Source organism: Vannielia litorea (assembly GCF_018424695.1).
GTDB lineage: Bacteria > Pseudomonadota > Alphaproteobacteria > Rhodobacterales > Rhodobacteraceae > Vannielia > Vannielia litorea_A.
Map to the genome: position 1 here is coordinate 23,744 of NZ_QTNQ01000014.1, position 26,749 is coordinate 50,492.

Annotated in this window: 27 protein-coding genes; 19 read left to right on the forward strand and 8 right to left on the reverse strand. The window is 61.5% G+C overall.

The genetic code is table 11. The features are described from left to right. Nucleotides 1-256 precede the first annotated feature (256 nt). The 4 genes from DYI42_RS07275 to DYI42_RS07290 are packed head-to-tail and all read right to left on the reverse strand — an operon-like array spanning nucleotide 257 to nucleotide 3,293. Nucleotides 257-706, reverse strand: coding sequence for a DUF411 domain-containing protein (locus DYI42_RS07275; RefSeq protein WP_213545268.1), 450 nt, complete (start codon nucleotides 704-706; stop codon nucleotides 257-259). A gap of 3 nt (nucleotides 707-709) precedes the next feature. Then, on the reverse strand, nucleotides 710-1,621 hold the full coding sequence (locus tag DYI42_RS07280; protein WP_213545269.1) for a sterol desaturase family protein: 912 nt from the start codon (nucleotides 1,619-1,621) through the stop codon (nucleotides 710-712). A gap of 29 nt (nucleotides 1,622-1,650) precedes the next feature. After that, entirely contained in the window at nucleotides 1,651-2,601 is a 951-nt protein-coding gene (locus DYI42_RS07285; protein ID WP_213545270.1) for a cation diffusion facilitator family transporter, read from the reverse strand. Beyond that, complete coding sequence (locus tag DYI42_RS07290; protein WP_213545308.1) at nucleotides 2,598-3,293, reverse strand: TVP38/TMEM64 family protein; 696 nt, start codon at nucleotides 3,291-3,293, stop codon at nucleotides 2,598-2,600. The genes DYI42_RS07285 and DYI42_RS07290 overlap by 4 nt, the downstream gene beginning before the upstream one ends. Before the next feature lie 196 nt (nucleotides 3,294-3,489). Between DYI42_RS07290 and DYI42_RS07295 the strand changes: the two genes are divergently transcribed. The 13 genes from DYI42_RS07295 (at nucleotide 3,490) to DYI42_RS07355 (ending at nucleotide 15,779) form a co-directional block, all read left to right on the forward strand. Then, the gene (locus DYI42_RS07295) at nucleotides 3,490-4,212 is read left to right on the forward strand and encodes a response regulator (RefSeq protein ID WP_213545271.1); all 723 of its coding nucleotides are present in this window, start codon (nucleotides 3,490-3,492) and stop codon (nucleotides 4,210-4,212) included. Then, nucleotides 4,209-5,672 carry an ATP-binding protein gene (locus tag DYI42_RS07300; RefSeq protein WP_213545272.1) on the forward strand — a complete coding sequence of 488 codons (1,464 nt, stop codon included), beginning with the start codon at nucleotides 4,209-4,211 and terminating at the stop codon, nucleotides 5,670-5,672. Before DYI42_RS07295 ends, DYI42_RS07300 begins: the two co-directional genes overlap by 4 nt. Then, a complete protein-coding gene (locus tag DYI42_RS07305) occupies nucleotides 5,669-7,669 on the forward strand; it encodes a heme lyase CcmF/NrfE family subunit (protein WP_213545273.1) in 2,001 nt (666 codons plus the stop codon). The genes DYI42_RS07300 and DYI42_RS07305 overlap by 4 nt, the downstream gene beginning before the upstream one ends. Nucleotides 7,670-7,672: 3 nt before the next feature. Then, nucleotides 7,673-8,236: a DsbE family thiol:disulfide interchange protein gene (locus tag DYI42_RS07310; protein ID WP_213545274.1), complete on the forward strand. Its 564-nt coding sequence runs from the start codon at nucleotides 7,673-7,675 to the stop codon at nucleotides 8,234-8,236. Beyond that, entirely contained in the window at nucleotides 8,233-8,700 is a 468-nt protein-coding gene (locus tag DYI42_RS07315; RefSeq protein ID WP_213545275.1) for a cytochrome c-type biogenesis protein, read from the forward strand. The genes DYI42_RS07310 and DYI42_RS07315 overlap by 4 nt, the downstream gene beginning before the upstream one ends. Then, complete coding sequence (gene ccmI / locus DYI42_RS07320) at nucleotides 8,697-9,827, forward strand: c-type cytochrome biogenesis protein CcmI (protein WP_213545276.1); 1,131 nt, start codon at nucleotides 8,697-8,699, stop codon at nucleotides 9,825-9,827. Before DYI42_RS07315 ends, ccmI begins: the two co-directional genes overlap by 4 nt. A gap of 431 nt (nucleotides 9,828-10,258) precedes the next feature. Further along, entirely contained in the window at nucleotides 10,259-10,828 is a 570-nt protein-coding gene (locus DYI42_RS07325; RefSeq protein WP_213545277.1) for a L,D-transpeptidase, read from the forward strand. A gap of 112 nt (nucleotides 10,829-10,940) precedes the next feature. Continuing rightward, nucleotides 10,941-11,297 (forward strand): c-type cytochrome, encoded by a 357-nt coding sequence (locus DYI42_RS07330; RefSeq protein WP_440870631.1) that lies wholly within the window; start codon nucleotides 10,941-10,943, stop codon nucleotides 11,295-11,297. A gap of 382 nt (nucleotides 11,298-11,679) precedes the next feature. Beyond that, the gene (locus DYI42_RS07335) at nucleotides 11,680-12,276 is read left to right on the forward strand and encodes a c-type cytochrome (RefSeq protein ID WP_213545279.1); all 597 of its coding nucleotides are present in this window, start codon (nucleotides 11,680-11,682) and stop codon (nucleotides 12,274-12,276) included. A gap of 94 nt (nucleotides 12,277-12,370) precedes the next feature. Then, complete coding sequence (locus tag DYI42_RS07340; RefSeq protein ID WP_244867675.1) at nucleotides 12,371-13,171, forward strand: c-type cytochrome; 801 nt, start codon at nucleotides 12,371-12,373, stop codon at nucleotides 13,169-13,171. Nucleotides 13,172-13,198: 27 nt separating this feature from the next. Then, the gene (locus DYI42_RS07345) at nucleotides 13,199-14,581 is read left to right on the forward strand and encodes a multicopper oxidase family protein (protein ID WP_244867677.1); all 1,383 of its coding nucleotides are present in this window, start codon (nucleotides 13,199-13,201) and stop codon (nucleotides 14,579-14,581) included. Beyond that, nucleotides 14,578-15,060, forward strand: a complete 483-nt coding sequence (locus tag DYI42_RS07350; RefSeq protein ID WP_440870630.1) for a c-type cytochrome — start codon at nucleotides 14,578-14,580, stop codon at nucleotides 15,058-15,060. The genes DYI42_RS07345 and DYI42_RS07350 overlap by 4 nt, the downstream gene beginning before the upstream one ends. Beyond that, nucleotides 15,057-15,779 carry a DsbA family protein gene (locus tag DYI42_RS07355; RefSeq protein ID WP_342344619.1) on the forward strand — a complete coding sequence of 241 codons (723 nt, stop codon included), beginning with the start codon at nucleotides 15,057-15,059 and terminating at the stop codon, nucleotides 15,777-15,779. Before DYI42_RS07350 ends, DYI42_RS07355 begins: the two co-directional genes overlap by 4 nt. A gap of 3 nt (nucleotides 15,780-15,782) precedes the next feature. Here DYI42_RS07355 and DYI42_RS07360 read toward each other — a convergent pair whose 3' ends face one another. Next, nucleotides 15,783-15,977 (reverse strand): heavy-metal-associated domain-containing protein, encoded by a 195-nt coding sequence (locus DYI42_RS07360; RefSeq protein WP_213545282.1) that lies wholly within the window; start codon nucleotides 15,975-15,977, stop codon nucleotides 15,783-15,785. A gap of 142 nt (nucleotides 15,978-16,119) precedes the next feature. On the opposite strand from DYI42_RS07360, the gene DYI42_RS07365 reads away from it, so the two are divergent. From DYI42_RS07365 to DYI42_RS07390, 6 genes are all read left to right on the forward strand, one after another. After that, nucleotides 16,120-18,627: a heavy metal translocating P-type ATPase gene (locus tag DYI42_RS07365; RefSeq protein ID WP_213545283.1), complete on the forward strand. Its 2,508-nt coding sequence runs from the start codon at nucleotides 16,120-16,122 to the stop codon at nucleotides 18,625-18,627. Between the two features lie 10 nt (nucleotides 18,628-18,637). Further along, a complete protein-coding gene (gene cueR, locus DYI42_RS07370) occupies nucleotides 18,638-19,039 on the forward strand; it encodes a Cu(I)-responsive transcriptional regulator (RefSeq protein ID WP_213545284.1) in 402 nt (133 codons plus the stop codon). 78 nt (nucleotides 19,040-19,117) lie between these two features. Next, nucleotides 19,118-20,635: a multicopper oxidase family protein gene (locus tag DYI42_RS07375; RefSeq protein WP_213545285.1), complete on the forward strand. Its 1,518-nt coding sequence runs from the start codon at nucleotides 19,118-19,120 to the stop codon at nucleotides 20,633-20,635. Between the two features lie 80 nt (nucleotides 20,636-20,715). Next, on the forward strand, nucleotides 20,716-21,678 hold the full coding sequence (locus DYI42_RS07380; RefSeq protein ID WP_213545286.1) for a DUF305 domain-containing protein: 963 nt from the start codon (nucleotides 20,716-20,718) through the stop codon (nucleotides 21,676-21,678). 23 nt (nucleotides 21,679-21,701) lie between these two features. Then, a complete protein-coding gene (locus DYI42_RS07385) occupies nucleotides 21,702-22,469 on the forward strand; it encodes a MauE/DoxX family redox-associated membrane protein (protein ID WP_213545287.1) in 768 nt (255 codons plus the stop codon). A gap of 43 nt (nucleotides 22,470-22,512) precedes the next feature. Continuing rightward, on the forward strand, nucleotides 22,513-23,127 hold the full coding sequence (locus DYI42_RS07390) for a DUF3047 domain-containing protein (protein ID WP_244867679.1): 615 nt from the start codon (nucleotides 22,513-22,515) through the stop codon (nucleotides 23,125-23,127). Nucleotides 23,128-23,257: 130 nt separating this feature from the next. Here the strand turns inward: DYI42_RS07390 and lgt are convergent, their stop codons facing one another. The 3 genes from lgt to DYI42_RS07405 form a co-directional block, all read right to left on the reverse strand. Further along, nucleotides 23,258-24,181, reverse strand: a complete 924-nt coding sequence (lgt, locus tag DYI42_RS07395; RefSeq protein ID WP_213545288.1) for a prolipoprotein diacylglyceryl transferase — start codon at nucleotides 24,179-24,181, stop codon at nucleotides 23,258-23,260. Nucleotides 24,182-24,273: 92 nt separating this feature from the next. Beyond that, on the reverse strand, nucleotides 24,274-24,648 hold the full coding sequence (locus DYI42_RS07400) for a DUF2933 domain-containing protein (RefSeq protein WP_244867681.1): 375 nt from the start codon (nucleotides 24,646-24,648) through the stop codon (nucleotides 24,274-24,276). Next, on the reverse strand, nucleotides 24,645-26,678 hold the full coding sequence (locus DYI42_RS07405) for a protein-disulfide reductase DsbD family protein (RefSeq protein WP_213545289.1): 2,034 nt from the start codon (nucleotides 26,676-26,678) through the stop codon (nucleotides 24,645-24,647). The genes DYI42_RS07400 and DYI42_RS07405 overlap by 4 nt, the downstream gene beginning before the upstream one ends. Nucleotides 26,679-26,749 lie beyond the last annotated feature (71 nt).

Here is a 26,749-nt window from a genome sequence, read left to right on the forward strand (position 1 = left end):
CTCATGCAAACGACGTCAGGCGTGTCGCGGCAATCGGAGAGCGCCGCTGGTCAGCTTCTCGAAATTGTTGGCAATCGGAGTGCAAAGGACAGCGTGGCGGCCAAACTGTTGCCGGATTGCTTGATGTCACGGTCGTGGAGTTCGCTGCACTAATTCACCTGAGCCACCAAGCGACGTTCTGCGCTCTACGTACCCTCATTCACGCGAAAACTATCACTATGCTGTCCCCTAGTATGTATCACTCGGCGGGTACTGGTTAGCTGTGGCTGGCAAAGACGGACGTTGAGCCGTCGGATGCGACAAGCAAGGTGTCAAAACTATCACCGGCCCCGGGTCCGCCCATGCCTGGCGAACTCATCGGCATGCCCGGAACGGTCAGACCTCGTGCCAACGGCTGCTCTTCCAGTAACCGCCCGATATCCGAGGCGGGCGCATGGCCTTCAATGAAATAGTCGCCCACAAGCGCGGTATGGCACCCGGCAAGTTCCGGCGCGATTTGCAGCCTGTCTTTCAATGCGTATAGCGCGTCCTGATCGACGTTCTGCGCCTCTACTGCGAAACCGCTTTGCCGGACATGCTCGACCCAGGCCGTACAGCAGCCGCATGTCGGGGACTTGAAGACCTTGATCACTGGGGTGGCGTCGGCCAAAGCGGGCCGTGTCAGCACCAGCGCAGCGCCGGAAAGCAGAAACGTGCGTCTTTTCATGCGTCAATCCTTACCTTGTTCTTTGGAAAGTCTAGCCTCGTCAGGTGGGGAGTCGAGTTCATGCCCGGGTCTGGAAAAACCCTGCCCGGAATAGTCGAGTGCATACCCGCTCGCCGGTCCACGGATCGGCTGGATCAGCATGCGGTCGATCCAAAGGTCCCGTCGCGTCCGGAACTGCTCGATGCCGATATCCATACCCGTATGGCCTTTCGCCGGCTGCGCGACATAGGTGCCGAGCAACCGATCCCACCAGGGCAGATTGAAGCCGTAGTTCGAATTGGTTTCTCTCGGATCAACCGAATGATGCACGCGGTGCATATCCGGAGTGACGACGATCCACCTCAGCCAACGATCGACGGAGGTTGGAAGGTTGATGTTTGCGTGATTGAACAGCGCCGTTGCGTTCAGGATCACCTCGAACAACAGAACCGCGATTGCGGGCGGGCCGAGGGCCGCGACAATGGTGAGCTTGATTGCCATCGAGATCAGGATCTCGACCGGGTGAAAACGCAGCCCTGTCGTTGCGTCGAAATCGAGGTCGGCATGGTGCATCCGGTGCAACCGCCAGAGGGCCGGGACGGCGTGGAACATCACGTGCTGAAGGTAGATCGCAAGATCAAGCAGCACCATCGAGACGAGCACCGCGAGCCAGACCGAAATGTCGAGGTTGTTGAACAAGCCCCACCCGCGCTCTTCGGCCAAAACGGCCAGTCCAACGGCGAGTATGGGGAAAGTCAGACGCAGAATGGCCGTATCGATAACGACCAGCGCGAGGTTGTTGGTCCACCGGATCACGCGCGGAATGTCGCGACGTCGGCGCGGGGCCGCGATTTCCCAGATCGCCATGGCCGCAAGGACGCCCAAGAAGGCGACAAGGCGGATCGTGGGCTCTGCTACAAGGACAGTTTGTGACATTGGTCAAAAATGTGGATGGTTGCGGTGCGTCACAAGAGGTGTCGGGTGTGTCCCAGGAGTGCCTCGTTGCTCTCGTTTCTCGTTGGGTCCATGTCGGCGGCCAGGCTTTCATCAAGGCAACTCGTTTCGAGCTGCAGAGTGATCATTTGGAACCCATGCACGTCCGTCAGCCGTCGATGCGCTGTTTCCAAGAGCGATGCCGCTGGCGTCTGTTCATCATGCCGCAGATGCGCGGAAAACGCGTTCTTGCCGCTTGTCAGGCCCCAGGCATGGGCATGGTGGACGTCTTGAACGCCTTCAAGCGTCCGCAAGTCCGCGATGACGTTCTTCAGATCGATGTCTGACGGTGTTCCTTCCATCAGGAGGTGGGTGGCCTCGCGGATCACGCCGAGGGAGGCCCAGAGAAGGACAAGACCGAAGGCCAAACCGAGGATCGGATCAATGGCCAAGAAACCCGTGAACTCGATGACGAGCGCGCTGACGATTATCAGAAGGCTGCCGACGAATGTCTGGATGACGTGCCAGAGCGCGCCGCGCGTGTTGAGGTCTTCCTTGCTCGATCGCCACATCAGTCCGAGCGAAATGACCTCGGTGACAAGACCGCCGACGGCGACCCAGATCATCGGGCCCGTGGGCAGGTGAATCGGATTGCCAAGCCGCATGGCGGCCATCCAGATGACGAGCAGCGCCATGCCGATGAGAAACCCACCGTTCGCGAGGGCGCCGATAATTTCCGCGCGATACCATCCGAAACTGCGCTGATAGTCTGCCGGCCTCCGCGCGATGCGCTGTGCGACGATGGCCACAAGGACGCCGCCGACCGCCGACAAGGTGTGAAAAGCGTCTGAAATGACGGCAATCGAACCCGTCCAGAGGCCGACTGCCAGCTCGATCACAAAATAAACGCCGGTCAGCCAGGCGGAGATTGCGAGCGCGCGGCCGGAACTCGGGAGGTGACCTTGATGGCTTGAACTGCTCATGAGGCATTCCCCTTTCCGTGGGAGGGTCGATTGCGGATCGCGGAGGCTGCGCCGACCGACACAAGGGTGAAAAGACCCAGCAGCGCGGCGGTCCACCCGGCGGTTGCGGCATCGCCGTTCATTGCTTCGCTGCCGAGATGGGCGAGCAGAAAGCTGGCTGGCACGATGCCCGCCAGCGTTGCGAGCGCAAAGCGCCAGAAGTGTATCGCACTCAGCCCGGCGGTGTAGCTGACCATGTCGAACGAGACGAACGGCAGGAGTCTGCTGCCGAAGACGACGAGCGTGAGCGTGTTTTGCGATCCGAGCAGTCCCGCGTCGATCTTTTGTCCGAGCCATTTCTGCAGAGCCGAGCGGCCAAGGCCCCGCGCAATCAGAAAAGCCATAAGCGCACCGACTTCCGCCCCGGCAACCACGAGAGCCGTCCCGGCCGTGTGCCCGTAGGCCGCGCCGGCAGCCAGTGCGACAGGTGCCGATGGGATTGGAGTCGCCACGATCGCGACTGTCATCAGGAGAACGATAAGGGCTGGACCCCAAGGACCTGCGGCATCGATCCAGACCCGGATCTGCTCGCGATTGACCCCAAGGAGGACGTCGAGTGCGCCAGAAGCCCATACGGCAACAATGCCAACGAGAAGGCCGGCTGCGGACCACCGCAAAATGCGTTTGGCAGTGACTTGTTTTATGACTGGCATGGCGTCGAGATTCGGTCGTAGCTTCCGGTAATGCCTTTGGGTAAGGCTTCCAGCGACAGGAAGGTCAAGCGCAAATTCCCGCGCACGCATGAAATGGCTCCTGTAATCTCCGAAGCCCGCTCCGAGTGCACGTTGATACATTTGGTGACAAAACGGCCTCGGGCCATTCGCGGTGAATTCGACTAACGTCGCCTTGATGAGCACAATCCCCAATATCCTCGTCGTGGATGACCACCGTGAAATTCGAGCGTCCGTTACGCGCTTTCTTGAACGCAACGGCATGCGGGCGAGGGCGGCGAAGGACGCAAGCGAAATGGACGCGGCGCTGGCGGAAGACAGCTACGACCTCATTGTCCTCGACGTCATGATGCCAGGAGAGGACGGGCTTTCGGTTTGCCGTCGGCTACGGGTCGCCGGTTCGATACCGATATTGATGCTGACAGCGCTTGGCGATGACGACGATCGGATTCGCGGGCTTGATCTGGGTGCTGACGACTATCTTCCGAAACCCTTCAATCCGCGCGAGTTGGTTTCCCGGGTGAGAGCGATCCTGCGGCGAACGTCTCACCGCGAGAATGGCATCGGGCACTTGGCAGGGCGGCGCGTGAAATTCTCGCATCTCGAACTGGACTATGACCAGGCGGTTCTCGCATCGAATGACGGGACAGCCGTGCCGCTGACCTCCGGGGAATTGAAGCTCCTGTCGATATTTCTCGAACGGCCCCGAGCGACGCTGCGGCGAGACGAACTCGCGTTGCTGACCGCGGGCCGGGAATTGGGACCGCTCGATCGGACGATCGACAACCAGGTCAGCAGGCTGAGACGGAAGATCGAACCGGATATTTTGCGGCCGCGCATCATTCGGACAATCAGGAACGAGGGCTACTGTCTGTCCTGCGATGTGGAGGTCATCGAATGAAGGCATTGGGGCTGAGGCTGCAAACGCAGATTGCTCTGCTTGTGATCGCGGTGCTTGCGCTTGCGCAGATCGTGAGTTTGAGGCTTTTCGTGGATGAACGCGCGATGGCTGTCGAGGCGGCGATCGCCAACGAAGCAGCTGGCAGGGCGGCGAACGTTGCGAAGCTACTGGATTCGGCACCCTCGCACCTGCAGGACGACATCGTCAGTGCGGCGAATTCGCCGCTTGTTCAATTCGAACTTGGCGATGAACCCAGAGTTACACACGGCAATCATGATGTTATCGGCGGCGTCGAGTCCCGCATTCGTGCCTTGCTGAACGACGGCTATAGCCGGGACGTTCGGGTCGAGGTGCATGAAGCCGAGCAAGGGGTGCTTCCGCTGCCAAATCTTTCGCCGGAATTGGCCGAGATGCACGCGCAGATGATGCGCGGCACTCTTACCACCGTTGAAATGGAACTCTCCATCGCGATATCCGGCGGCCAGTGGCTGAACGTCGGAACGCGGTTCGAGCGCCCGCCTGTCCAGTGGTCGACGCCGGCGATGGCGGGCTTCGGACTATCTGCCGCGCTCCTGCTGATCGCGGGGTTTTGGTTCCTGCTGTCTCGCGTAACCAGCCCACTGAACGCACTCGCCGTCGCAGCCGAACGTCTCGGGCGCGGAGACGCGGAGGGTGAGCTTCCAACGACCGGACCGAAGGAGGTTCGCGATCTGACGGCCGCGTTCGGAATGATGCAGACACGTCTGTCGCGATTCATTCGTGATCGGACCCACATGTTGGCGGCGCTCGCACATGATCTCCGTTCGCCGCTGACCGCAGCGCGCGTTCAGGCCGAAATGGTCGACGATGACGAGACGCGCGCCAGTCTGGTCGCGTCGCTGACGGAAATGGAGGACATGGTCGAGGCCACGCTCGCCTACGCGAAGGGTGTAGGCCGGGATGAAGAGGTCCTAGAGACAGATTTGGCGGAGTATCTCGAGGATCTAAACCAGAATATGCAAGGCTCATTCGACCTCGCTGACGGGCCGTCTCTCGTTTTTTCCATGAAGCAAGGTGCCATGCGGCGCGCTCTGAGGAATCTGATCGAGAACGCGGTTGCTTACGGACGAAATCCCCGGGTCAGTTGGCGCCCATCGGGGGAGTATGTTGTCATCGAAATCGAGGATGACGGCCCGGGAATTCCCGATGGCGAACTTGAGAATGTCTTTGCCCCATATCACAGGCTGGAAGCGTCGCGGTCGCTCGAGACTGGCGGGCACGGCCTGGGCCTGTCGATCGCGAGAAGCATAATTCTCGAGCATGGCGGCACAATCTCTCTTGCCAACAGGCCGGAGGGGGGGCTGCGCGCGACGGTGTCGCTGCCCTGGCAAAGCCAAAACTCCGGTGAGTCCGGAATGCCCGAGACCGGGGCCGCTCGACAGTCGTTTACGAAGAAACACCGAAAGGAGTGCATCGCATGATCCCCGAGATCGGACATTTTGCTCTTGTCCTGGCATTGAGCCTGGCATGCGTTCAGGGCGTGTTGCCGATACTGGGAGCGGCGACGGGGAACAGGGTGTTCATGGCATCCGGCCTGTCGACATCGATTGGGCAGGTCGTGCTCATCGGGATCGCCTTCGCGGCACTCATGCGCTCCTTCATCGTGAGCGATTTCACCGTTCTCAACGTCGTCGAGAACTCCCATTCGCTGAAACCGATGATCTTCAAGGTCGCCGGCACATGGGGCAGCCACGAGGGTTCGCTCCTTCTATGGGTGCTCATCCTCGCCGTCTTCGGGGCCGGCGTAGCCCTCTTCGCGCGGAACGTCCCGGCCGGGCTGCTGGCCCGGACGTTGTCGGTTCAGGCCTGGATCAGCATCGGTTTCCTGTCCTTTCTGCTCCTGACATCGAATCCCTTCGATCGCGTGTTTCCGCCGCCGCTCGACGGAAACGACCTCAATCCCCTGCTGCAGGACATTGGCCTGGCGATGCACCCGCCGCTTCTCTACCTGGGGTATGTCGGGTTCTCGATCGTCTTTTCCTTCGCGGTCGCAGCCCTGCTTGAAGGCCGGATAGATCCCGCTTGGGCTCGCTGGGTCAGGCCATGGACGCTTGCGGCGTGGATGTTCCTGACGGCCGGAATCGCGCTCGGCAGCTGGTGGGCCTACTACGAGCTCGGCTGGGGCGGCTGGTGGTTCTGGGACCCTGTGGAGAACGTCAGCTTCATGCCATGGCTGCTGGGAACGGCATTGCTGCATTCCGCGATCGTCACGGAAAAGCGTGACGCCTTCAAATCCTGGACGATCCTCCTCGCGATCCTCACCTTTTCGCTGTCTCTGCTCGGCACTTTCATCGTGCGCTCGGGGCTGCTCACCTCGGTTCATGCCTTCGCCGTGGACCCGGAGCGCGGTCTCTACATTCTCGGTTTGCTCGGGTTTTCCATCGGCGGCTCCCTGGCCCTGTTTGCCTGGCGCGCTCCGGCGATGGAGCCCGGCGGGCTGTTCCGTCCGATCAGTCGGGAGGCCGGGCTTCTTCTGAACAATGTTCTGCTGGCGACGGCGACGGGGAGCGTGCTCGTCGGCACCCTCTATCCACTCTTCACCGAGGCCTTCTCCGGTGACAAGGTGTCCGTCGGCCCGCCCTATTTCAACGCGGTCTTCATTCCTCTGATGTTGCCGCTGGTGGTCGCAATGGGGATCGGGCCGTTCCTGAGTTGGAAGCGCGCGGACCTGAAAGGGGTCGGCCAGCGCCTCTATGCCGTGGCGATGGTATCTGCCGTGGTCGGTCTGGCGGTATGGTATGTCGCGCGCGGAGGCCCGGTGCTCGCTTACGCGTCCATCGCCATAGCGGCCTGGCTCCTCGTTGCGACATGCCGCGAGTGGGCATCGCGGGTGAAGCTGTTCGAGGCGCCGCTTTCGACAAGCTGGGCGCGGGCCAAGGGACTTCCGCGCTCGGCCCACGGGATGAGCCTTGCGCATGCCGGTCTTGCGATCGCCATGTTCGGCTTCATCGGTTCGACCGCGTGGAAGAGCGAAGAGATCGTCTTCGTCGAACCGGGTGAAACGATCGCGATCGCCGGGTTCGAAGTCCGTTTCGACGGCGTCGAGCGGGTGCAGGGGCCGAACTACATTGCCGACCGAGGCACGCTCGCGGTGTTCCGGGGCGGCGATCCCGTCACAACGCTTTTTCCCGAGAAGCGGTTCTATCCTGCCGCAGAGAGCCAGACGACCGAAAGCGCTATCCGTTCGACGCCGGCCGGCGACCTTTACGCGTCGCTGGCGACCCCGGCGTCGGACGAGGCGGCTGCCAGCGGTGCGTGGACCTTGCGGATCCTGTACGAACCATTGGTCAATCTCATCTGGATCGGGTCGGTGCTGCTCGTCTTCGGCGGGGCCGTCTCCCTGTCTGACCGGCGATTGAGGATCGGCGCGCCGCGCCCGTCCCGTCAGCACGGTGCCGATCCTGTTCCGGCCGAGTAACCGATGACCAGACTGTTTGCCGCAATCCCGTTTGCTATCGTCGTCGTCCTGGGCGGGGTGTTCCTGTGGGGCCTCAATCCGGACCGGGACCCAAACGAGATCCCCTCGGTGCTGATCTCGCAACCCGTGCCGGCGTTCGAACTGCCGCCGGTCCCCGGGCTTGAAACGCCTGGCCTGGCTCAGGACGACCTGAACGGGGCGCCGAAGCTGGCCGTCGTCAACGTGTTCGCATCCTGGTGCGTCCCCTGCCGCGCGGAGCACGGGGTTCTCACCGGGTTGCGGAAGAACGAGGACATCCTGCTCTTCGGTATCAACTACAAGGACAAACCGGAGGACGCGACCCGCTGGCTGGCGGATCTCGGAAATCCATACGACCGCATCGGGTCCGACCTGAACGGGCGGGCCGGGATCGAGTGGGGCATTTCAGGGGTTCCCGAAACCTTCATCGTGTCGCAGGACGGGGTCGTCTTGCACAGAACCGTCGGCCCCATCGTTGGGGACGAGGCGGTGGCAAAGTTCAAGGCCGCGCTTGCGGCAGCCCGGACTGCAACGGAGGGCAAATCATGAGACTCATCCTTATTGCCGCCCTGTTGTGGATGTCCGTCGGCCCCGCGCTTGCCGTGGAACCGGACGAAGTTCTCTCGGATCCGGTGCTCGAAGCCCGCGCCCGCGCTCTTTCCAAGGAACTTCGCTGCGTGGTCTGTCAGAATCAGGATATCGACAGTTCGAATGCGGGCGTGGCCCGCGATCTGCGGCTGATCGTGCGGGAGAGGCTGGTCGCGGGCGATACCGACGAGGAGGTCCTCGACTACGTGGTTGCGCGGTATGGCGACTACGTGCTGTTCCGGCCACCCTTCAAGCCGCTGAATTATGTTCTGTGGTTTGCGCCTTTCGTCCTGGTGCTGTTCGGAGGCGGTGTCGCGGTTGCCGTGCTCCGCGGTCGCCGGTCGGTGGAGCCAACGGCCGCGCTGACCGAAGACGAGGACAAACTGCTGAACGAGTATCTCGCGGAGGATAGGAAGACTCAGTGACCTTGGTCGCATTTGCCATTTTGTTCCTGATCGCAATGGCCTCCATCGGCTTGGCACTGCGCGGCGGCCTGCGGGCCGGCAGAGCGGAAGCGGAGCGCGCCATCTTCGCCGACCAGATTTCGGAGATAGACCGCGATGAAGCGCGCGGACTGATCGGAGCCGAAGAGGCCAAGGCCGCGCGCACGGAAATCCAGCGCCGGCTCGTTGCGTCGCTGAAACGCCAGGACCGGGGCGCGCGCGCGTCCGGACTCAGCAAGGCGGTGGTGATCGTTCTCGCCCTGACGGTTCCGGTTTCCGGGGTTGCCTTCTACATGCTTCGCGGGGCTCCCATGGTTCCCAGCGTCACACTTGCCGATCGGGCGGAGGAGAGGCAACGCGCTCAGGAAATCGCCGGCCTAGCCGCACAGTTGAAGGCCCGGCTGGAGAGCGAAGCCGATGGTGGCCGTACCGACGGCTGGGTGTTGCTCGGACAGACCTATCTGCGCATGGAACGGTTTCAGGATGCCGCCGGGGCGTTCGCCGTGGTCATCGAGCGCCCGGATGCGACATCCGCTGTCTGGTCGCTCTACGCGGAAGCCCTGATCCTGGCCGAGGATGGCCGGGTTACCCCGAAGGCGCGGAATGCTGCGGAACGGGCCTACACGCTCGATCCGATGAATCCGGCGGCGAGCTATTATTCCGCGCTTGCCCTGGAGCAGGCGGGGCAGCCGGAAGAGGCGCATGATCTTCTGCTGAAGCGGCTGAGCCAGACGCCCGAGATGGCGCCCTGGAAGGAGGTGTTCGCGGCGCAAGCCAATCGTATTGCGGAGAGCTTGGGCCGCGACCCTGTGATCGTTTCGTCCGCGCCAGCCGCGCCGGGGCCTTCCGCCGCCGACGTCGAGGCGGCCGCCGACATGACAACGGGAGACCGCGCGGCTTTCATTCGGTCGATGGTCGCACGGCTTGCCGCAAGGATGGAGGAGACTCCCGAGGACATCGATGGCTGGATGCGGCTCGGAAATGCCTATCGCGTTATAGGCGAGATCGACGAGTCGCGGGCCGCCTACCTTTCGGCACAGGCGTTGCTTGCCGGGCGACCGGATGATCCGCGGAGGATTGAAGTCGAGCGGGTGCTCTCGGAGTTTTGAGCCTGCGTGCGGGATCATCGCGTGCCTGCCGGCGCTTTGCCGCGGATGGCGTATTGTAATCCGCACCGCTTCACCCGCGATCACTCGAAAATTGCGTATCCGGTGCGTCCGTCGCGGCACTCGAGTTTGGTGACACCGGATACCGGGTCGGACGCGGCACGGCAACCGGGGGGAACTGCGGGCGATGTCGCCTTCGATACGGTAACCTCCGTACCCTTGTACGGGCATACGCCAGGGGTGCCCGCACATCCGCCCAGAAGAAGCAGAAGGAATCCGGAGGCAAATCTGTTCTTCATTGCGGCAAGTAGCCCGTCTCCTAAGCAGAACGTCAATGTTACAATTGCGTACAAAAAACCCCGGTCGAAGCTATTCCGAAAAAATGGCGATCCGCGTATGAGTTTAGCGTTCGTTATTGGAAACGAGGCAGGCACATGCGGACGAAGAACACGCCGGGCGTTGCGCGGCGCGAGTTGATCTTGGGCGCGGGAGCTGCGGCGCTGGTTGCGCCGTCGATCCTCCGCGCGCAAGACGCTGGATCGGTCAGGCGCAATACGTCGGGCTTCCGGATGCACAATTGGCAGGACCATTTCGATCGGCTCGGCAATGGAATTATCATTTCTGACACAAGATCCCGTGCCCTCCAGCAATGGACAACGGATGGCAGGATGTTCATCTACCCAACCTCAGTTCCAATGACAGATGAGCTTACGAGACGCGGCTACACGAAGATCGTTTTCAAGGATCCTGCACCGGATTGGACCCCTACACCATCCATGCGGGAACGTGACCCATCACTTCCGGCCTACATGCCAGCTGGGCCCGACAATCCGCTCGGGGTACGGGCGTTGCATCTGTCCTGGCAGTACTACAGAATTCATGGGACCCACGATACGCGAAAGATTGGTCGCCGATCTTCGAGCGGTTGCATCGGTCTTTACAACGAGCACATCCTTGAGGTGTATGACCGGACGCCTGTGGGCACACAGGTCAAGTTGATCTAACGCCGCGCCGAAGATGTCGAAATCAATGATCTTCTTAGCGGGCTTCTTTGTGCTGGGCCTTGGCTTATTCATCTGGAATGGAACGCGTCCGCTTGAGCAGCCGGGACATACGATGACCACCCCTGATCTGAGCCGGGTCGATGCCGGAGCGCCCATCGTGGAGGTCACGCTACCGGCGGAGCTCTCGGCGAACGCCGAGATCGGCAAGCGTGCGTTCGAAGCGAAATGTGCCGCATGCCATGGCGTAAACGCGGCCGGCCAGAACGGTATCGCGCCTCCGCTCGTGCACAAGATCTACGAACCCAATCACCATGGTGACGGCGCCTTCATGATGGCTGCGCAGAATGGCGTTCAATCCCATCATTGGGAGTTCGGCAACATGCCGCCGATCGAGGGTTTGACGCAGGGTGACGTCAAGATGATCGCCGCCTACGTCCGAGAGTTGCAACGGGCGAACGGGATCAATTGATGGCTTCACTTTTGTGCATGGCAAGACTCCCGGTCTTTGCCACACTTGTAACGGTGGTGCTGCTCTTGCTGGGGGGGGCCGAAGCCCACGCCCATGTCCGGGATACCGGCGACCAAGGCGCAAAGGCGGCGATAGTGCATTCCGACGCAGTCGAGCAATCGCTTGCCGGTGACTGCCATGGCGAGGTGTCCTGCGCGGGCGGCCTCCATCTCGTTGCCGTTCTTGGCCCGCTGGGGGGCGACACGCCGACCCTGCCAGGTCCGAAGCGCGCAAAGTCGTCCTTCAGGGAGGTGGCCCCGTCGCGCGACCCCCCGATTCCGATATCTCTTTTCTGATCAAGTCGATGCGGCATGGCCGACCCAGAAATCAGTGGAGATAGAACATGAAGATCACAGTATTTGCAGCAGTCGTCGCGACAGTATCCATCGCAGGGGCCGTTTGGGCGCATTCCGGCGCCACCGGCGTTGTCAAGCAACGCATGGATGCGATGATGGCGATGGGCAAAGGCGTCAAGGGGATCACCCCGATGATGCGTGGCAAGACCGCGTACGATCCCGAGCGGGTCCGGGCGTTCGCCGAAATGGTGCGCCAACACTCGGGAGAGGCGATGACCAAGCTCTTCCCGGAAGGAACCGATGGCGCGCCGTCGGTAGCGAAACCCAACATCTGGACGGACAGGGACGAATTCAATGCCCTGGCGGCGCAGCTGGAATCGCTGTCGGAAGGGTTGGCGATTGCGGCCGAGAACGGCCTGAAGCAGGGCGGCGGCGGTCAGGGTGCAACCATGATGGGCACCCAGCCGGCAATGGGTGGCGGCTCGATGATGGGTGGCGGCTCGATGATGGGTGGTTCCGCCATGTCCGGATCTGCAACCCCGGCGCCCGAGGCGTTCTCGGAAATGCCGGCCGATGTCGCCTTCATGATGGTCAGTCAGACCTGCTCGGCCTGTCACACCAAGTTCCGCGTGGAAGCGAAGTAAGGTGCGGAAAATTTGGCTTGGGCTGGTTGCGGTCGCAGCGCTTGGAGCGGCCGGGCTGGCAGTCCTGAAGGCGATTCCCATCGCCTCGCAGCCCATGGATACAACCCTGAAGGGAGACGCCGATCGTGGCGCCTACCTGGCGCGGTCATCGGGATGCATCGCCTGTCACACCAACTTCGAAAGCGGCGGCGCGCCGCTTGCCGGCGGTGTCAAACTGGAAACTCCGTTCGGCACGCTCTATTCTGCGAACCTGACCACGGATCCGGTTCATGGCATCGGGGCATGGACGGTGGAGGAGTTCGCGCGAGCGGTAAGGCAGGGGGTTTCCCCCGACGGAGACCCGTACTACCCGGCCTTCACCTATCCGTTCTACCAGGATTTCACGGATCAGGACATCGCCGACCTCTGGGCGGCGTTCAAGACTGTTCCGCCCGTCGCGGAGCCTGCGCCGGAGAACGAAATGGTGTTTCCCTTCAGTCAACGCAGCCTGCTGAAGGTCTGGCGAGCCCTCTATCTCGACCCTCCGCGGACGGAGCCGGTGCCCGGCGCGAGCCAGGTCTGGAACCGCGGCAAGGAACTGGTCGAAGGTGCCGCCCATTGCGGCGCCTGTCATACCGGACGAACGCTGCTTGGTGGGCGTGATCATGAGAACCAGCATTTCAAAGGCAGTGGCATGCTGCCCGGGGGAGGCAAGGCGCCGGCGATCGACACCAAGACGCTGCTCGCACGCGGATGGGATATCGACAGTCTGGCCTATGCCCTCCGCTCCGGGATTACGCCGTCGGGAGACGCATTCGGCGGAGCGATGGGCGAGGTGGTGCTTTACGGCACGCAATTCCTGAGCGACGGAGATCTAGAAGCGATGGCGACCTATCTTCTCGACGATCACGGGTAGGCGGGCGGCAAACGGAAAGGAGCCGATTTGAACATTACGAGACGAAACGTCCTCTTGGGCGGGGCGGCGACAGCCGCCCTCCCGATCGTTGCGGCCGCCGAAACGCCGGCGGACGTCCTGCCTGCCGTTGCGACCGACGTGCAAATGCTCCCCGAGGGCTATGGCAAGACCCGGGTCTGGTCCTACGGCGGCGTTCTGCCGGGCGAGGAAATCCGCGTGCCGCAGGGCGGCCGTGTGCGGCGGCGGCTCGTGAACGACCTCGATCAGGCGACATCCACGCATTGGCACGGAATCCGCATCGACAACGCGATGGACGGCGTGTCCGGCTTGACCCAGGAGGCCGTGGTGCCGGGCGCGTCCTTTGACTACGACTTCGTGGTGCCTGATGCGGGCACCTACTGGTATCACGCCCACAACCGTTCCTTCGAGCAGGTGGCCCGCGGTCTCTACGGCGCATTGATCGTCGAGGAACGCGAAGCGCCCGATGTCGACCGTGAAGAGGTGCTGATCCTCGACGACTGGCTGATCGATCCCGAAACGGCGCAGCTCGCCGGCGATTTCGGCGCACCCCATGACCTGAGCCACGCCGGCCGTCTTGGGAACTTCATCACCACGAATGGACAGCCGAACCTCACCCTTCAGGCCAAGCGCCACGAACGGTTGCGCCTGCGGCTGCTCAACGCATCGAATGCCCGGATATTTCAGCTGCAGCTGTCCGGTATGGAAGGGTGGCTCGTGGCCCTGGACGGTATGCCGCTGCGCGAGCCGCAAACGGTTCGCGAGCCTATCGTCCTGGGGCCCGCACAACGGGCCGATGTCGTCGTCGATATCACGGCGGACAGCGGCGAGGTGGCACATGTCGTCTGGATCGACGGATCGAACAGCTATTCTCAGGTTGCCTTCGAAGTCCGTGACGGTGGCACCCGGTCCAGGCGCGATGCCATTCTTCCCCTGCCGCCCAATTCACACGGGATGCCGCTTCTGTCGGCCTCTAGGCCGTTGACGCTCCGCATGGAGGGGGGCGCGATGGGCGGGCTGCGCGAGGCCAGGATGAATGGCGAGATGCAATCCATGGGCGATCTTGCGGCGGCCGGACAGTTCTGGGCGTTCAACGGGGCCGTGGGCGGCATGGAGGGCCCGCCGCTGGCCGAGGTCGCGATCGGAGAGACCCTGCGCCTGACCATCGTGAACGACACCGTCTTTCCGCATGCGATGCACCTTCACGGGATGCACTTTCATGAAATACTGCCCGACGGCAGTCTAGGAGCCCACCGGGACACGACGATGCTCGTGCGCGGAGAAACGCGCGACATCGCTTTTCTGGCTGACAATCCGGGCGATTGGTTGCTCCACTGCCACATGCTGTCGCACGCCGCGTCTGGCATGATGACATGGATTCGGGTCACATGAGGCGCAGTCTCGCTGTGGCCGCAACGGTCGCTGCCGTGGTGGTCGCGGGCGCGCTGTGGCTGGGAAGGTCCGATGCTCCAACCGCGGCGATGCCGTCAGACATCGATATCGCGCAGGGGCAGACTCTTTATGCCGCGAACTGCGCCGCCTGCCATGGCGCAGATCTGGAAGGGCAGGAGGACTGGCAAACGCCCGGTCCTGACGGCCGATTGCCGGCACCGCCGCACGATCAGACCGGTCACACCTGGCATCACCCGGATCAGGTCCTGTTCTCATACACCAAGCTCGGAGGACGGGCCCTGATGGCGGAGCAAGGAATGGAGTTCGATAGTGGAATGCCCGGCTTCGGTGAGCAACTGACCGATCAGGAGATCTGGAACATTCTCGGATACATCAAGTCGACCTGGCCCGAGCGGATCCGTGAAACTCAAGCGGTTCGTACGGAAGGCGAAGCGCGTAGCAGGGAGAACAAACAGTGAGATACCTTTTCATCCTTGTGGCACTCTTGGTGCCAGTTGTGGCTCAAGCGGATGATCTCAGCGAGGATCGCGTGAAGGAACTTGTGCTTGAGGCGATCCGGGAGAACCCCGGGATCGTGATGGAGGCGGTCGAGATCCTGCGCCAGAGGGAGCAAGCAGCCCAGGCCGAAGCGATCACGTCGGTTCTGGAGCGAAACCGCGACACCCTCGACAATGATCCGAACGCGCCGGTGTTGGGCAATCCCGAAGGCGATGTCACGGTGGTCGAGTTCTTCGACTACAACTGTCCTTATTGCCGGAAGGTGAAGCCCGAGATCGAGGCGTTGCTTGAGGCTGATCCGAACGTCAGGCTGGTCTACCGGGAATGGCCGATCCTCGGCGAAGGCTCGGTCTTCGCGGCACGGGCTGCCCTCGCGTCCCGCAACCAGGACAAATATGAAGAGTTTCACTGGGCTCTCATGGGCATGCAGGGGAGGGCGGAAGAGGCGTCGGTTCTCCGCATTGCCGAGCAGGTCGGGCTCGACACGGCACAACTGCTTGGGGACATGGACTCGGAGGAGATCGACGAGCATATCGCCACTTCAATGCGCCTGACAAAGGAACTCGGGTTCAGCGGTACGCCATCCTTCGTCATCGGCGATGCGCTGGTTCCCGGTGTCATCGAGGCCAATCAGATGATCAGCCTCGTTGACACTGTACGGAACGAGAAACAGGAATAGACGCTAGGCCGGAGATGCCTCGTATCCTGCGGATTTGATGGATTGCAGGATGGCATGCGGTTGCGCCGTCGTTTCGACCGAAACAGTCCTCGTCTCGAGATCCGTATCGACCTGCGCCGTGGGATCCGTCGTCTTTATGCTCTTGCTGATGGCCGCCGTGCAGTGGCCGCAGCTCATGTTGGGAACGTGGAATTTCATCGGTGCGTCCTCATTCTGGAAAAACGAAGATGGAGGTTCCAGCGGGGGAAAGGTCAATAGCAAAAAATCTGCAGTACCGGCTTGACCTTCCAGTCACTGGAGGCCCTATCTCAACCGTGAAGATTGATTCACGAGGTGTGCGATGACGGCGTCCAGAGTAAGTTTCAACGTTGAAGGCATGACGTGCGCGTCCTGCGTCGGTCGCGTCGAAAAGGGGCTGTCCGGGCTCGAAGGTGTCAGTGAGGTTTCTGTCAACCTGGCGACCGAGACCGCGACTGCGACGATCGATGATCCGCCGACGCTGAAAGATATCGCGGCCGAACTCGACAGGCTCGGCTACCCGGGCCGCAGGTCCAAGGTCACACTGAGTGTAGCCTCGATGTCCTGCGCGTCCTGCGTCGGAAGGGTGGACAAGGCGCTGGAAGCGGTTCCGGGTGTTCTGTCGGTTTCTGTCAATCTTGCCGCGGAGACCGCGACGGTTGAGTACCTGGACGGCGTCACCAACCCCGCGGCGCTGATGGCGGCGTCCGCCGAGATCGGTTATCCGGCCGAGATCGCGGAGGCGCATGTCAGCCAGACCCGCGGCGAGCGGAAGGCGGAAGAGGCGCAAGCTCTTGCGCGCCGGGTGGTTTTCGCCGCAATCCTGACTTTGCCGGTCTTCGTGCTCGAAATGGGGGCGCATCTGATCCCGGCCTTTCACATGGCGATCGAGCGGAGCATCGGAACGCAGACGTCCTGGCTGATCCAGTTCGTACTCGCGACGATTGTTCTCTTCGGACCGGGACTCGCATTCTTCACGAAAGGCGTGCCAGCGCTCCTGAGGGGCGCGCCGGATATGAATAGTCTCGTGGCCGTCGGCACCGGGGCTGCGTGGGTTTACTCGGTTGTGGCAACATTCCTGCCTGCTCTGCTCCCCGAGGGCGTCCGCGCCGTCTATTTCGAAGCCGCCGCAGTAATTGTCGTCCTGATCCTCGTCGGACGCTGGCTCGAGGCCCGGGCGAAGGGCCGTACCGGCGCGGCGATTCAGGCGCTGCTGGGCTTGCAGGTTCGAACGGCGCGTGTCCTGCGCAACGGCGCAAGTGTCGAGGTGGACGTCGACGACCTGGCGGTGGGCGATGTGGTTGTCGTCCGGCCCGGCGAGCGGATCCCGGTCGATGCGGAGGTGACCGACGGTTCCAGCAACGTAGACGAAAGCATGATCACGGGAGAGCCGGTCCCCGTCCGGAAGGAAAACGGCGATACGGTGACGGGTGGCACGGTCAACGGCACCGGTAGCCTGACCCTGCGCGCTCGCCGCGTGGGTGCCGACACGACGCTGGCCCAGATCGTCCGCATGGTGGAAGAGGCGCAAGGCGCCAAGCTCCCGATCCAGGGACTGGTCGATAGGATCACGCTCTGGTTCGTGCCTGCGGTGATGGGGCTCGCCGCGCTGACGGTGGCCGTTTGGCTGGCCGTTGGACCCGACCCGGCGCTGACCTTCGCGCTGGTTGCTGGCGTCTCGGTCCTGATCATCGCCTGCCCCTGCGCCATGGGGCTGGCGACACCGACCTCGATCATGGTTGGCACCGGGCGTGCCGCTGAGATGGGCGTCCTGTTTCGCAAGGGCGATGCGCTACAGGAACTCTCCGAGGTCGGCGTGATCGCGCTCGACAAAACCGGAACCGTCACTGAGGGCAAGCCAGCTCTCACCGAAGTCGTGACGGTCGAGGGCATGTCGCGGGACGAAGTGTTGCCGCTCGTTGCCGCGGTCGAAGCCTTGTCCGAACATCCCATCGCCGAGGCAATCGTGATGGGCGCACGGAGCGAGGGGCTGGCCGTTCCCGAGGCATGCGAGTTCCGGTCCGAAACCGGCTATGGCGTCGCCGCCAGCGTCGGCGGGCGCGAGGTGCTGGTCGGCGCGGACCGCTTCATGGCTCGCGAGAAGATCGACATCGGCGCCCTGGCCGACACCGAACGGACACTGGCCGAACGCGGCCGGACCGCGCTCTACGCCGCCGTCGATGGCCGGATCGCCGCGGTGATCGCCGTCGCCGACCCGGTGAAAGCGGCCAGCCGGGCTGCCATCGAGGCCCTGCATGCGCGCGGTTTCAAGGTGGCGATGATCACCGGCGACAAGAAGGAGACCGCCGAGGCCATTGCCCGCGAAACCGGCATCGATCGTGTGATCGCCGGGGTTCTGCCCGACGGGAAGGTTGCGGCGCTCGACGAGCTGAGGGCAGGAGGCCGCAAGATCGCTTTCGTCGGAGACGGCATTAACGATGCACCCGCGCTCGCCCATGCCGATGTGGGCATCGCGATCGGCACCGGAACCGATGTCGCCATCGAGTCCGCCGACGTGGTGCTGATGTCCGGCGACCTGAGGGGCGTGGTCAACGCCGTCGAGGTTTCAAAACGGACGATGACCAATATCCGACAAAACCTCGCCTGGGCCTTCGGCTACAACACCGCGTTGATCCCTGTGGCCGCAGGTGTGCTGTTCCCGGCGTTCGGCCTGCTTCTGTCGCCGGTCTTCGCGGCAGGTGCCATGGCCTTGTCCTCGGTGTCGGTTCTGACGAACGCCCTGCGCCTTCGCCGGATACGTCCGGTGATGGACGAACGGCGCCCCGCAGCGCGCGGCGCCGTCGAAGCAATCCCGCAACCCGCAGAATAAGGAGCACGACATGAACATAGGAGAAGTCGCTGACCGGTCAGGTTTGCCGCCAAAGACGATCCGCTATTACGAGGATATTGGCCTCGTGCGTCCCTTGCGGCACGACAATGGGTACCGGGCGTTCCGCGAGCATGATCTTCACAAGCTGGCCTTTCTGGGCCGCGCGCGGACGCTCGGCTTTTCCATCGAGGATTGCCGGACGCTGCTCGGTCTGTACGAGGACGAAACCCGGGAAAGCGCGCAGGTCAAAGCCGTCGCCGAAGAGCATCTCGAAACCATTGACGAGAAAATTCGTCAGCTGCAATCCATGCGCGCGACGCTGTCACATCTTGTCGAGGCATGCCACGGGGATCACAGGCCTGATTGTCCGATCCTGAGCGATCTTGCGGGATCGCAACCGAAATCTAACTGACGCCGCAGGGAGGGTGTTCTTGGTCTCCCGAAGAGTTTCCCGCAACGGCCAGATGGCCATTGTCGAAAGTCTCCAACCATGAAGGTCATATCCAGACGATCCTTCCTCGCCGCCTCGACAGGGGTAGCGGCAACGCTCCTGTCCTCGTCCCTGGGAGGGCGACCAACGTGGGCCGCGCAGGCACCCATGTCGTTGCGGGCCACGACACGGATCATCGAGGTCAATGGACGCGCTGCCACGGTCAAGGGGCTGCTCAACAGCACCGGACGCCCGGGCCTCGTTCTGGACCCTGGCACGAGGTTTCACGTCGACCTGACGAATGATCTCGCCGAGGAGACGATCGTGCACTGGCATGGCCAGATTCCGCCGAATACGCAGGATGGTGTGTCGAACACCAACCTGATGATCGCGCCCGGCGAGTCGCGGACTTTCGACTTCGCGCCGAGGCCGGGGACCTACTGGATGCATGCGCATGTCCCGGCGCAGGAGATCGATCTGCTTGCCGCGCCTCTGATTGTAAGAAGCGAAGAGGATGTGCGGGCCGACCGACAGGAAGTGGTGATGTTTCTGCATGATTTCTCGTTCAGGTCGGGAGAGGAGATACTGGACGATTTCACCGGCGGGATGGCAATGGAACACGGCGACGTGCAACAGGGCGGTCGGATGGAAGCCACGCCCCGCCGGATCGTCGGCATGCACAGCGGCGATCCGATGGCGGCAACCGGCATGGACAATGGCGGGATGTCAATGGCGGGCATGGACCATGGTGGCATGACCATGGACCTCAACGATTTCGATTTCGACGCCTATCTTGCGAACGACCGGACGCTGGACGATCCCGAGACGGTCCCGGTCGAAATGGGTGGTCGGGTGCTGCTGCGTGTCATCAACGGCGCTTCGATGACCGCGTTCTGGATCGACCTCGGAAGCGCTCAGGGCCGACTTGTCGGTGTGGACGGGGATCCGGTCGAACCCTTGGCAGGATCGCGCTTCGGGCTGGCCATGGGACAGCGCCTCGATATCGAGATTGACATGCCTTCCGATGGTGCGGCGTTGCCAGTCTTAGCGCTTCGTGAAGGCGCGCGAGAGAGAACAGGTGTCATTCTTGCGCCCAAAGGAGCGAGCGTATCGAAAATTGGCGGGCATTCTGACGCAGACCATCCTGCGTTTTCCGGCGACATGAGTCAGGAACTCGCACTCCGGTCGCTGCACCCGCTCGCCGAGCGACCTGCCGACCGGACCCACATGGTGATGCTCGGCGGGGCAATGTCGCCCTATTCCTGGACGATCAATGGTCAGCTTTGGGGAAAACACACGCCGATCGCAGTGCTTCAGGGCGAACGTGTCGAGATGATGTTTCACAACATGTCGATGATGGCGCATCCGATGCATCTACACGGCCATGTCTTCCAGGTCGTTGACATCAACGGAACCCGCATCGCAGGCGCTGTCCGCGATACGGTTCATGTGCCCGCGATGGGGATGGTGACCATAGCCTTCGATGCGGGCGAAGTGGCGCCATGGATGCTGCATTGTCACCATATGGCGCATATGGCGACGGGCATGATGACGGAACTGGATGTCAGAGCCACTTGAAAAGAATAGATAATCCGGATTGTTCGGAACCCTCCAGCGCTGGAGGGTTGTTTCTGTAGAAACTATTCCAGAGTATCATCATGTCTGACGCAACGCATCAGAATACTCAAGCAGCGAGTGCCTCACACGGTGCGCGGCAGACCGCGCGTGACAGAGCATCGGGGCATTCGACGTCATCCTATGGCAAATTCTTTGCCATGATCGGCACATCGACGGCGATCATGCTCACCCTGATGTACTTCAATACCTATCGGTGGACCCATCTGTTCTGGTCCGAAACACGCTTCTACATGGCCTTCGTGATGGGTGCGGCCATGGCACTTGTGATGCTGACGTTCATGCTCGGTATGTACAAAAGCAAAGCGATGAACATTGCGATCTACATCGGCTCAGTCCTCGTCTTCGCATTGGCTCTCTGGCTTGTCCGCAGTCAGGTTACGGTTGGCGACACCAGCTTCATGCGCGCTATGATCCCGCACCATTCCATTGCGATCATGACGTCGTCGCGGTCGAACCTGTCAGACCCTCGCGTTCAGAAGCTCGCTGACGAAATCGTATATGCGCAAGACAAGGAAATCGCTGAAATGCGGTACCTGATCGAGGATATCGAGGCCAATGGCGACGGCACCGAGGAGGAGGCACCTGAAGCACAGATCGTCCCGCTTTCGGAGGCGCTGTCGACCGCCAAGGTTGCCGCCATTGATCCGGAATTCCTGACCGAGGCCGATATCGCCAAGCTGTTTCCCGATGGCGCGGCCTGCACTTTCAACTTCACCACCACGGCCAAACCTACTGTTGCCATGGGCGACGTCGACGGCGAAGCCGTGGCTCTGATGAAGCTGAGCGGCGACCTGATCCGCCTCTCGGCCTCGGAGACTGCGAGCGATGGTGCTGTCTCGCTTTCGACTGATGGGATGGCGGTTTCTATAACGCCGACCGAGGACGGGTCTTCGGACGACGCACATGCCGAGTCGACGCTGATTTACACGCTCGATGCCGGATCCCGAGCCGGGTTCATCGGCTGGACACGCTGCAACGCGTGACGTCAATCCGACAGGAGCTGACCATGCCGAAAGATACCGTATCCGACGCAAAAAATGCCGTTCTCTACCGAATGGTGATGGAGGATCATCTCTGCCCATACGGGCTCAAGGCGAAGCATTTACTTGAGCGGGAGGGCTACGAGGTAGAGGACCACCACCTCACGTCTCGCGCGGAGACCGACGCATTCAAGAAGGAGCACGGCATCGAGACGACGCCTCAAACCTTCATCAGCGGTGAGCGTATTGGTGGGTACGACGCGCTCCGGAAGCATTTTGGCCAGAAGGTGCGAGGAGAGGACGAAACCACCTATCAACCGGTCATCGCGATCTTCTCGGTTGCTTTCCTAATGGCGCTCGGACTGAGCTGGGCCTCCTTCGGGTCCATCTTCACCTTACGCGCCTTCGAGTGGTTCATCGCGATCTCAATGTGTTTTCTCGCGGTTCAAAAGCTCAAGGACGTCGAAGGTTTCTCCACGATGTTCTTGAATTACGATCTATTGGCGCAACGGTGGGCCCGCTACGGATATGTCTACCCATTTGGCGAGGCGTTGGCTGGCATTCTCATGGTCGCCGGAGCCCTAGTTTGGATAAGCGCGCCCGTCGCATTGTTTATCGGGACCATAGGCGCTGTTTCGGTCTTTAAAGCGGTCTATATCGACAAGCGGGAGTTGAAGTGCGCCTGTGTCGGCGGAGGCTCGAATGTACCATTGGGATTTGTGTCGCTGACCGAGAATTTGATGATGATTTTCATGGGGCTGTGGATGCCTGCACGCGCATTCGGATGGATGTGACTTGGATATGCTCGGAATGAGGAACTTGGCGTGTACGGCACTGATGGCTGTCTTGCCCGTATGCGCGGCCGCTTCAGAGACCGTAGCATTCGACGGGAGCTGGAAAGAGCAGGGGTTCTTACGGCTATTTTCCAACGACTACGTCCAGCGAGGACGACAACTGGACGTGGTTTCCGATGGGACAGTTTCACTCTTGTGGCGGCCGGTCGATCGATCTCAACGCTCGGCGGAGGCCGCCAGTTGGGCGTGGCGCGTGGAGGAAGGTGTGTCCGCGACGGATCTCACGGCGAAAGGCGGCGATGACCGAAACTTATCTGTCTATTTTGTCTTCGTGGATCCAGATCGCGCCGATGCATTGGCCGGGCGAAGCGCACGGCGGATCTTGAGGGAAGAGAGCGCGCGTGCGTTGATTTACGTATGGGGTGGCGCCCACGAGGTCGGTTCTTTTCTGCCGAGCCCGTATTCCCCCAGACTGCGGACCAAGGTCCTTCGCGCCGCTGACGTCGGCGAGTTCAAGGAGAACGTAAATTTGCTTCAAGATTTTCGAAAGGCCTTTGGTGCAGAACCTGGTGCGTTGATTGGTATCGCCGTGTCTGCTGACAGTGACGATACAAACAGTCGGATCGTCGCGGCCATCGCTGACCTGCACCTTGATTAGCGGGCAGTTCGCCGGGACACGTCGGGCTTGGGTTCGGTTAGCTCCTTGCCGCAAAGAGCAAGCATGGGCGGCTATCACTTACCGCGTTGGCCGTGCGGCGGAATCGCCTCTGGATGTAACGTGGATCGACTCACGCGTCACGCAGGTCCGACCCCGTGACTGACGGCGGCCCAGCTGCTACAGCGCGCCAGAATAAAATGATCCCGACGACGATCATGGGTAGTGACAGGATTTGTCCCATCGTTAGACCCCAGTTGCCGAAATGGAGCGCGTGACCGATCGGATTGTCCACCGTGACGAATTGCGTATCGGGTTGCCGGAAGAGCTCTACGAAGGCCCTTGAGCCTCCATATCCAGCAAGGAAGACACCGGTCACAAGTCCGGGTCGTTTCAATGCTCCGCGTCGCCAGGCGAGGAAAAGTAACAGGCTGCCGAGCAGCAGGCCTTCAAGCAGTGCCTCATAGATCTGGGATGGATGGCGTGCGCACAATCCGGTGATCCCATCACAGGATTGCGCCGCGTTACCCGGGAATACCACGCCCCACGGCAGATCTGTGGGGCGTCCCCAGAGCTCGCTATTGATGAAGTTGGCAAGCCGCCCGAGAAGCAAACCGGGCGGCGTTGCCAACGCCAGAAGATCGGCCATGGCAAGGAGCGGGATCCGGTGACGCTGGCAGAAGACCAAACCAGCCACAACGACACCCATAAACCCACCATGAAAGGACATTCCGCCTTGCCAGACCATCGGGATTTCCAGCGGGTTCGCGAGATAATGGGCGGGCTTGTAGAAGAGAACGAAGCCCAGACGACCGCCGACGATAACGCCAAAGACAATCCACGTCAGAAATTCGTCGATCTGTTCCTTTGTCAGCGGTGCCGTTTCCGACGCCCAAAGAGACGGGCGTTGGACCGCGGCGACGCAAAGACGCCAACCGATTACGATCCCCACAAGATAGGCAAGCGCGTACCAGCGTAGCGCGAAAGTGAAGCCGCCGATCTCAATCGAGAAGAGATCGGGTCCGATTTTCGGAAAGGGGAGGGCGGCAGGCATCATCCGGACTCATCCTTGGTATAAAGATGAACATGGCCCGGCGCTGTACGCCCCTTGGGAAAAAATGCCGAGGCCAATTGCGCCTAGGGAACGCCTCAAGATCTCAACACGGAGAGAGCCGATGCGCCTGTTACAGGGATATCGGTCGGTCGTTCGACGACGGTCTCCGGCACAGCTTCCTGTTCGGTCTTCTTCTCCGCGTCGTGGCAAGACTTACCCATCAGCTTGAACATCAGCAAATGCATGCCGGCGCAGAGCAGTAGGGGCGCGAATGCGGCAATGTTTCCTGTCACGCCGGCCAATGCTCCACCGGCAGCGAAATACGCCACGATTGGTACAACCATCACGATACAGCAGGCGAACATGCCAAGTTTCATCGCTTTGCTATGCACATCTTTTCCTTTCGGTTTGTTTCCTTGTTTGATCGGTTTGGTGAGTCTTCTTGGCTGCCAATCGGTCTTGATCTTCATTTTCCTGACGATGCGACACTTCTGCCTCCCGCCTTGGTAACTGCATCTTCGATCGCCGAAGCGGTCAGGATTTCCGAGAGTACGATCCCCTCTGGTGCTCCCGGTCCGTAGACAGCATTGAAAGGGATTCCAAACCTTCCATGTGTCTCGAGGTACCGAGAGATTTCCGGGTTGGGTCGTGTCCAGTCTGCCCGCATGGCTGTCAAACCTTCGCTTTGAAGCAGTGACGCAACGGGCTCTCGATCCAGAACAAGCGCCTTGTTCGCCTTGCATGTCAGGCACCAGTCGGCCGTGACGTCGACGAACACGATTCCACCTTGGGAAACCAGTCGAGGAATCTCGCGCCTATCGAAGACAACCCAGTTGGCCGTCTGAACCGGTGAGACAGGTTCAGGTTCAAGAGCCGAGACCAGAACCAATGGGGAGGCGAAAAGCAGGACCACGAATCCTGCACGAACCATCGTATGTCCACCCCGGACACTCAGGAGCGCGACCAATGCAAGGCTCAGCAGGGCCACCAGACCGGCCGTCCGGAATCCAGAAACGCCACCCAGAACCCAGAGGATCCAGGCGGCCGTAAGGGCGAGAAGAAATCCCAGACCGACCTTGAGAGCCGTCATCCAGGTGCCTGGCCTCGGCAATCTTTGCACAAGGCCGGGACGTGCCGCGAAGGCGAGATAGGGGAGGGCAAGGCCGAGCCCAAGCGCACTGAAGATTGCGAGAATATCGATCGGACGACCGGTGAGTGCAAAAGCGACCGCTGTGCCGAGAAATGGCGCCGAACATGGCGTCGCCAGGATTGCGGCGAATGCGCCCGTTGCGAAGTCCCCGGCATATCCCTGCCGCGCTCCGGCAGACGCGAGGCGTGTCTGCAAACTTGACGGCAGGGAGATCTCGAAGATTCCAAAGAGATTTGCCGCGAAGACCGCGAGGATTAGAAACAGGAGCGTCAGAAAGACCGGATTCTGGAACTGTAGCCCCCATCCGACATTGAACCCGAACCATTGCAGCGCCAAAACGCTCGCACTCAGGACCCACATGAAGACCATGACACCGAGCGCCGAGACCACGAAGCGCCCACGTATTGTCTTCTCGGAGTGATCTCTGGCCTTGATGACCGAAGCTAGCTTGATCGACAGCACGGGCAGGACGCATGGCATCGCATTCAGGATGAGCCCGCCCACGAAGGCCAGCAGCACATATGTCAGGAGCTGCCAGGCGCTGGTCGATTGCGGGACCAGCCGGAACGGGGGAGGTGGGGTTTCCGCGAGCACCCGAGGCGCGCCGGTCACGGCACGGCCGGTATCCGTGATTGTCACGCTGATCGTGTCGATCTCATCGCCGGCGGCAAGCACCGGAAGCCGCGCCCAAAGCGACCGCCTGTCTCCACTCAGGCGAATATCCGGTTTGCCGAAGGTAAAAAGTTCGCCGAACTCCGGGAAGACGTCCGGAGTTTGAAACGGTGCAGCGCTCGTTGCGGTGACAATCAGATACTCTCGATCCGGGCCGAATGCCGCAGTGAGGGTGTCGATAATCGAGGGGTCAGGATCCGAGGGAACCCGCCCGGCAAAGGTCGTGATGAGGTCGGCGGCGCTCCGGTCGATCCCGTTTCCGACCGGAATATCCAGGGTCAGCTCGAAATCCTGGGGGACACAGATGTCCGAGCAGGTGAGCAGGGAGACCTGCGCCCGCAGGCGAACGGGCGCGCCCGCGGTGGCTAGCGTTGCCCGTATCGGCAGCAGCACCCTGTCGTGATAGCCGAAGTTCTCGATCCCGAAGGCCGTGAACCTTTCAGGGGCCGGCCAAAGAATTTCAGCCGACGCGAGATTGTCCGATCCTGACCAATCGATCGACGGCGGAAGACCGACTTCACCGGGGCTGCGCCAATAGGCCTTCCAGCCATCTCCAAGGTCCAGGTCCAAACCCAACGACAGGCTTTTGGAGTCAGCGGCGACACCTTGCTCCGCGGAGACCAGGCGAGCGGTCACGGCAGGGTTGGAGAAGGTCTCCGACTCGGCGGCGTGCGCCATGTCCGGCCGAACGCCCAGTGCCGGAAGGAGGGAGAGCGCTATTGCACACGAAAGATGGATGCGGGCAAGAC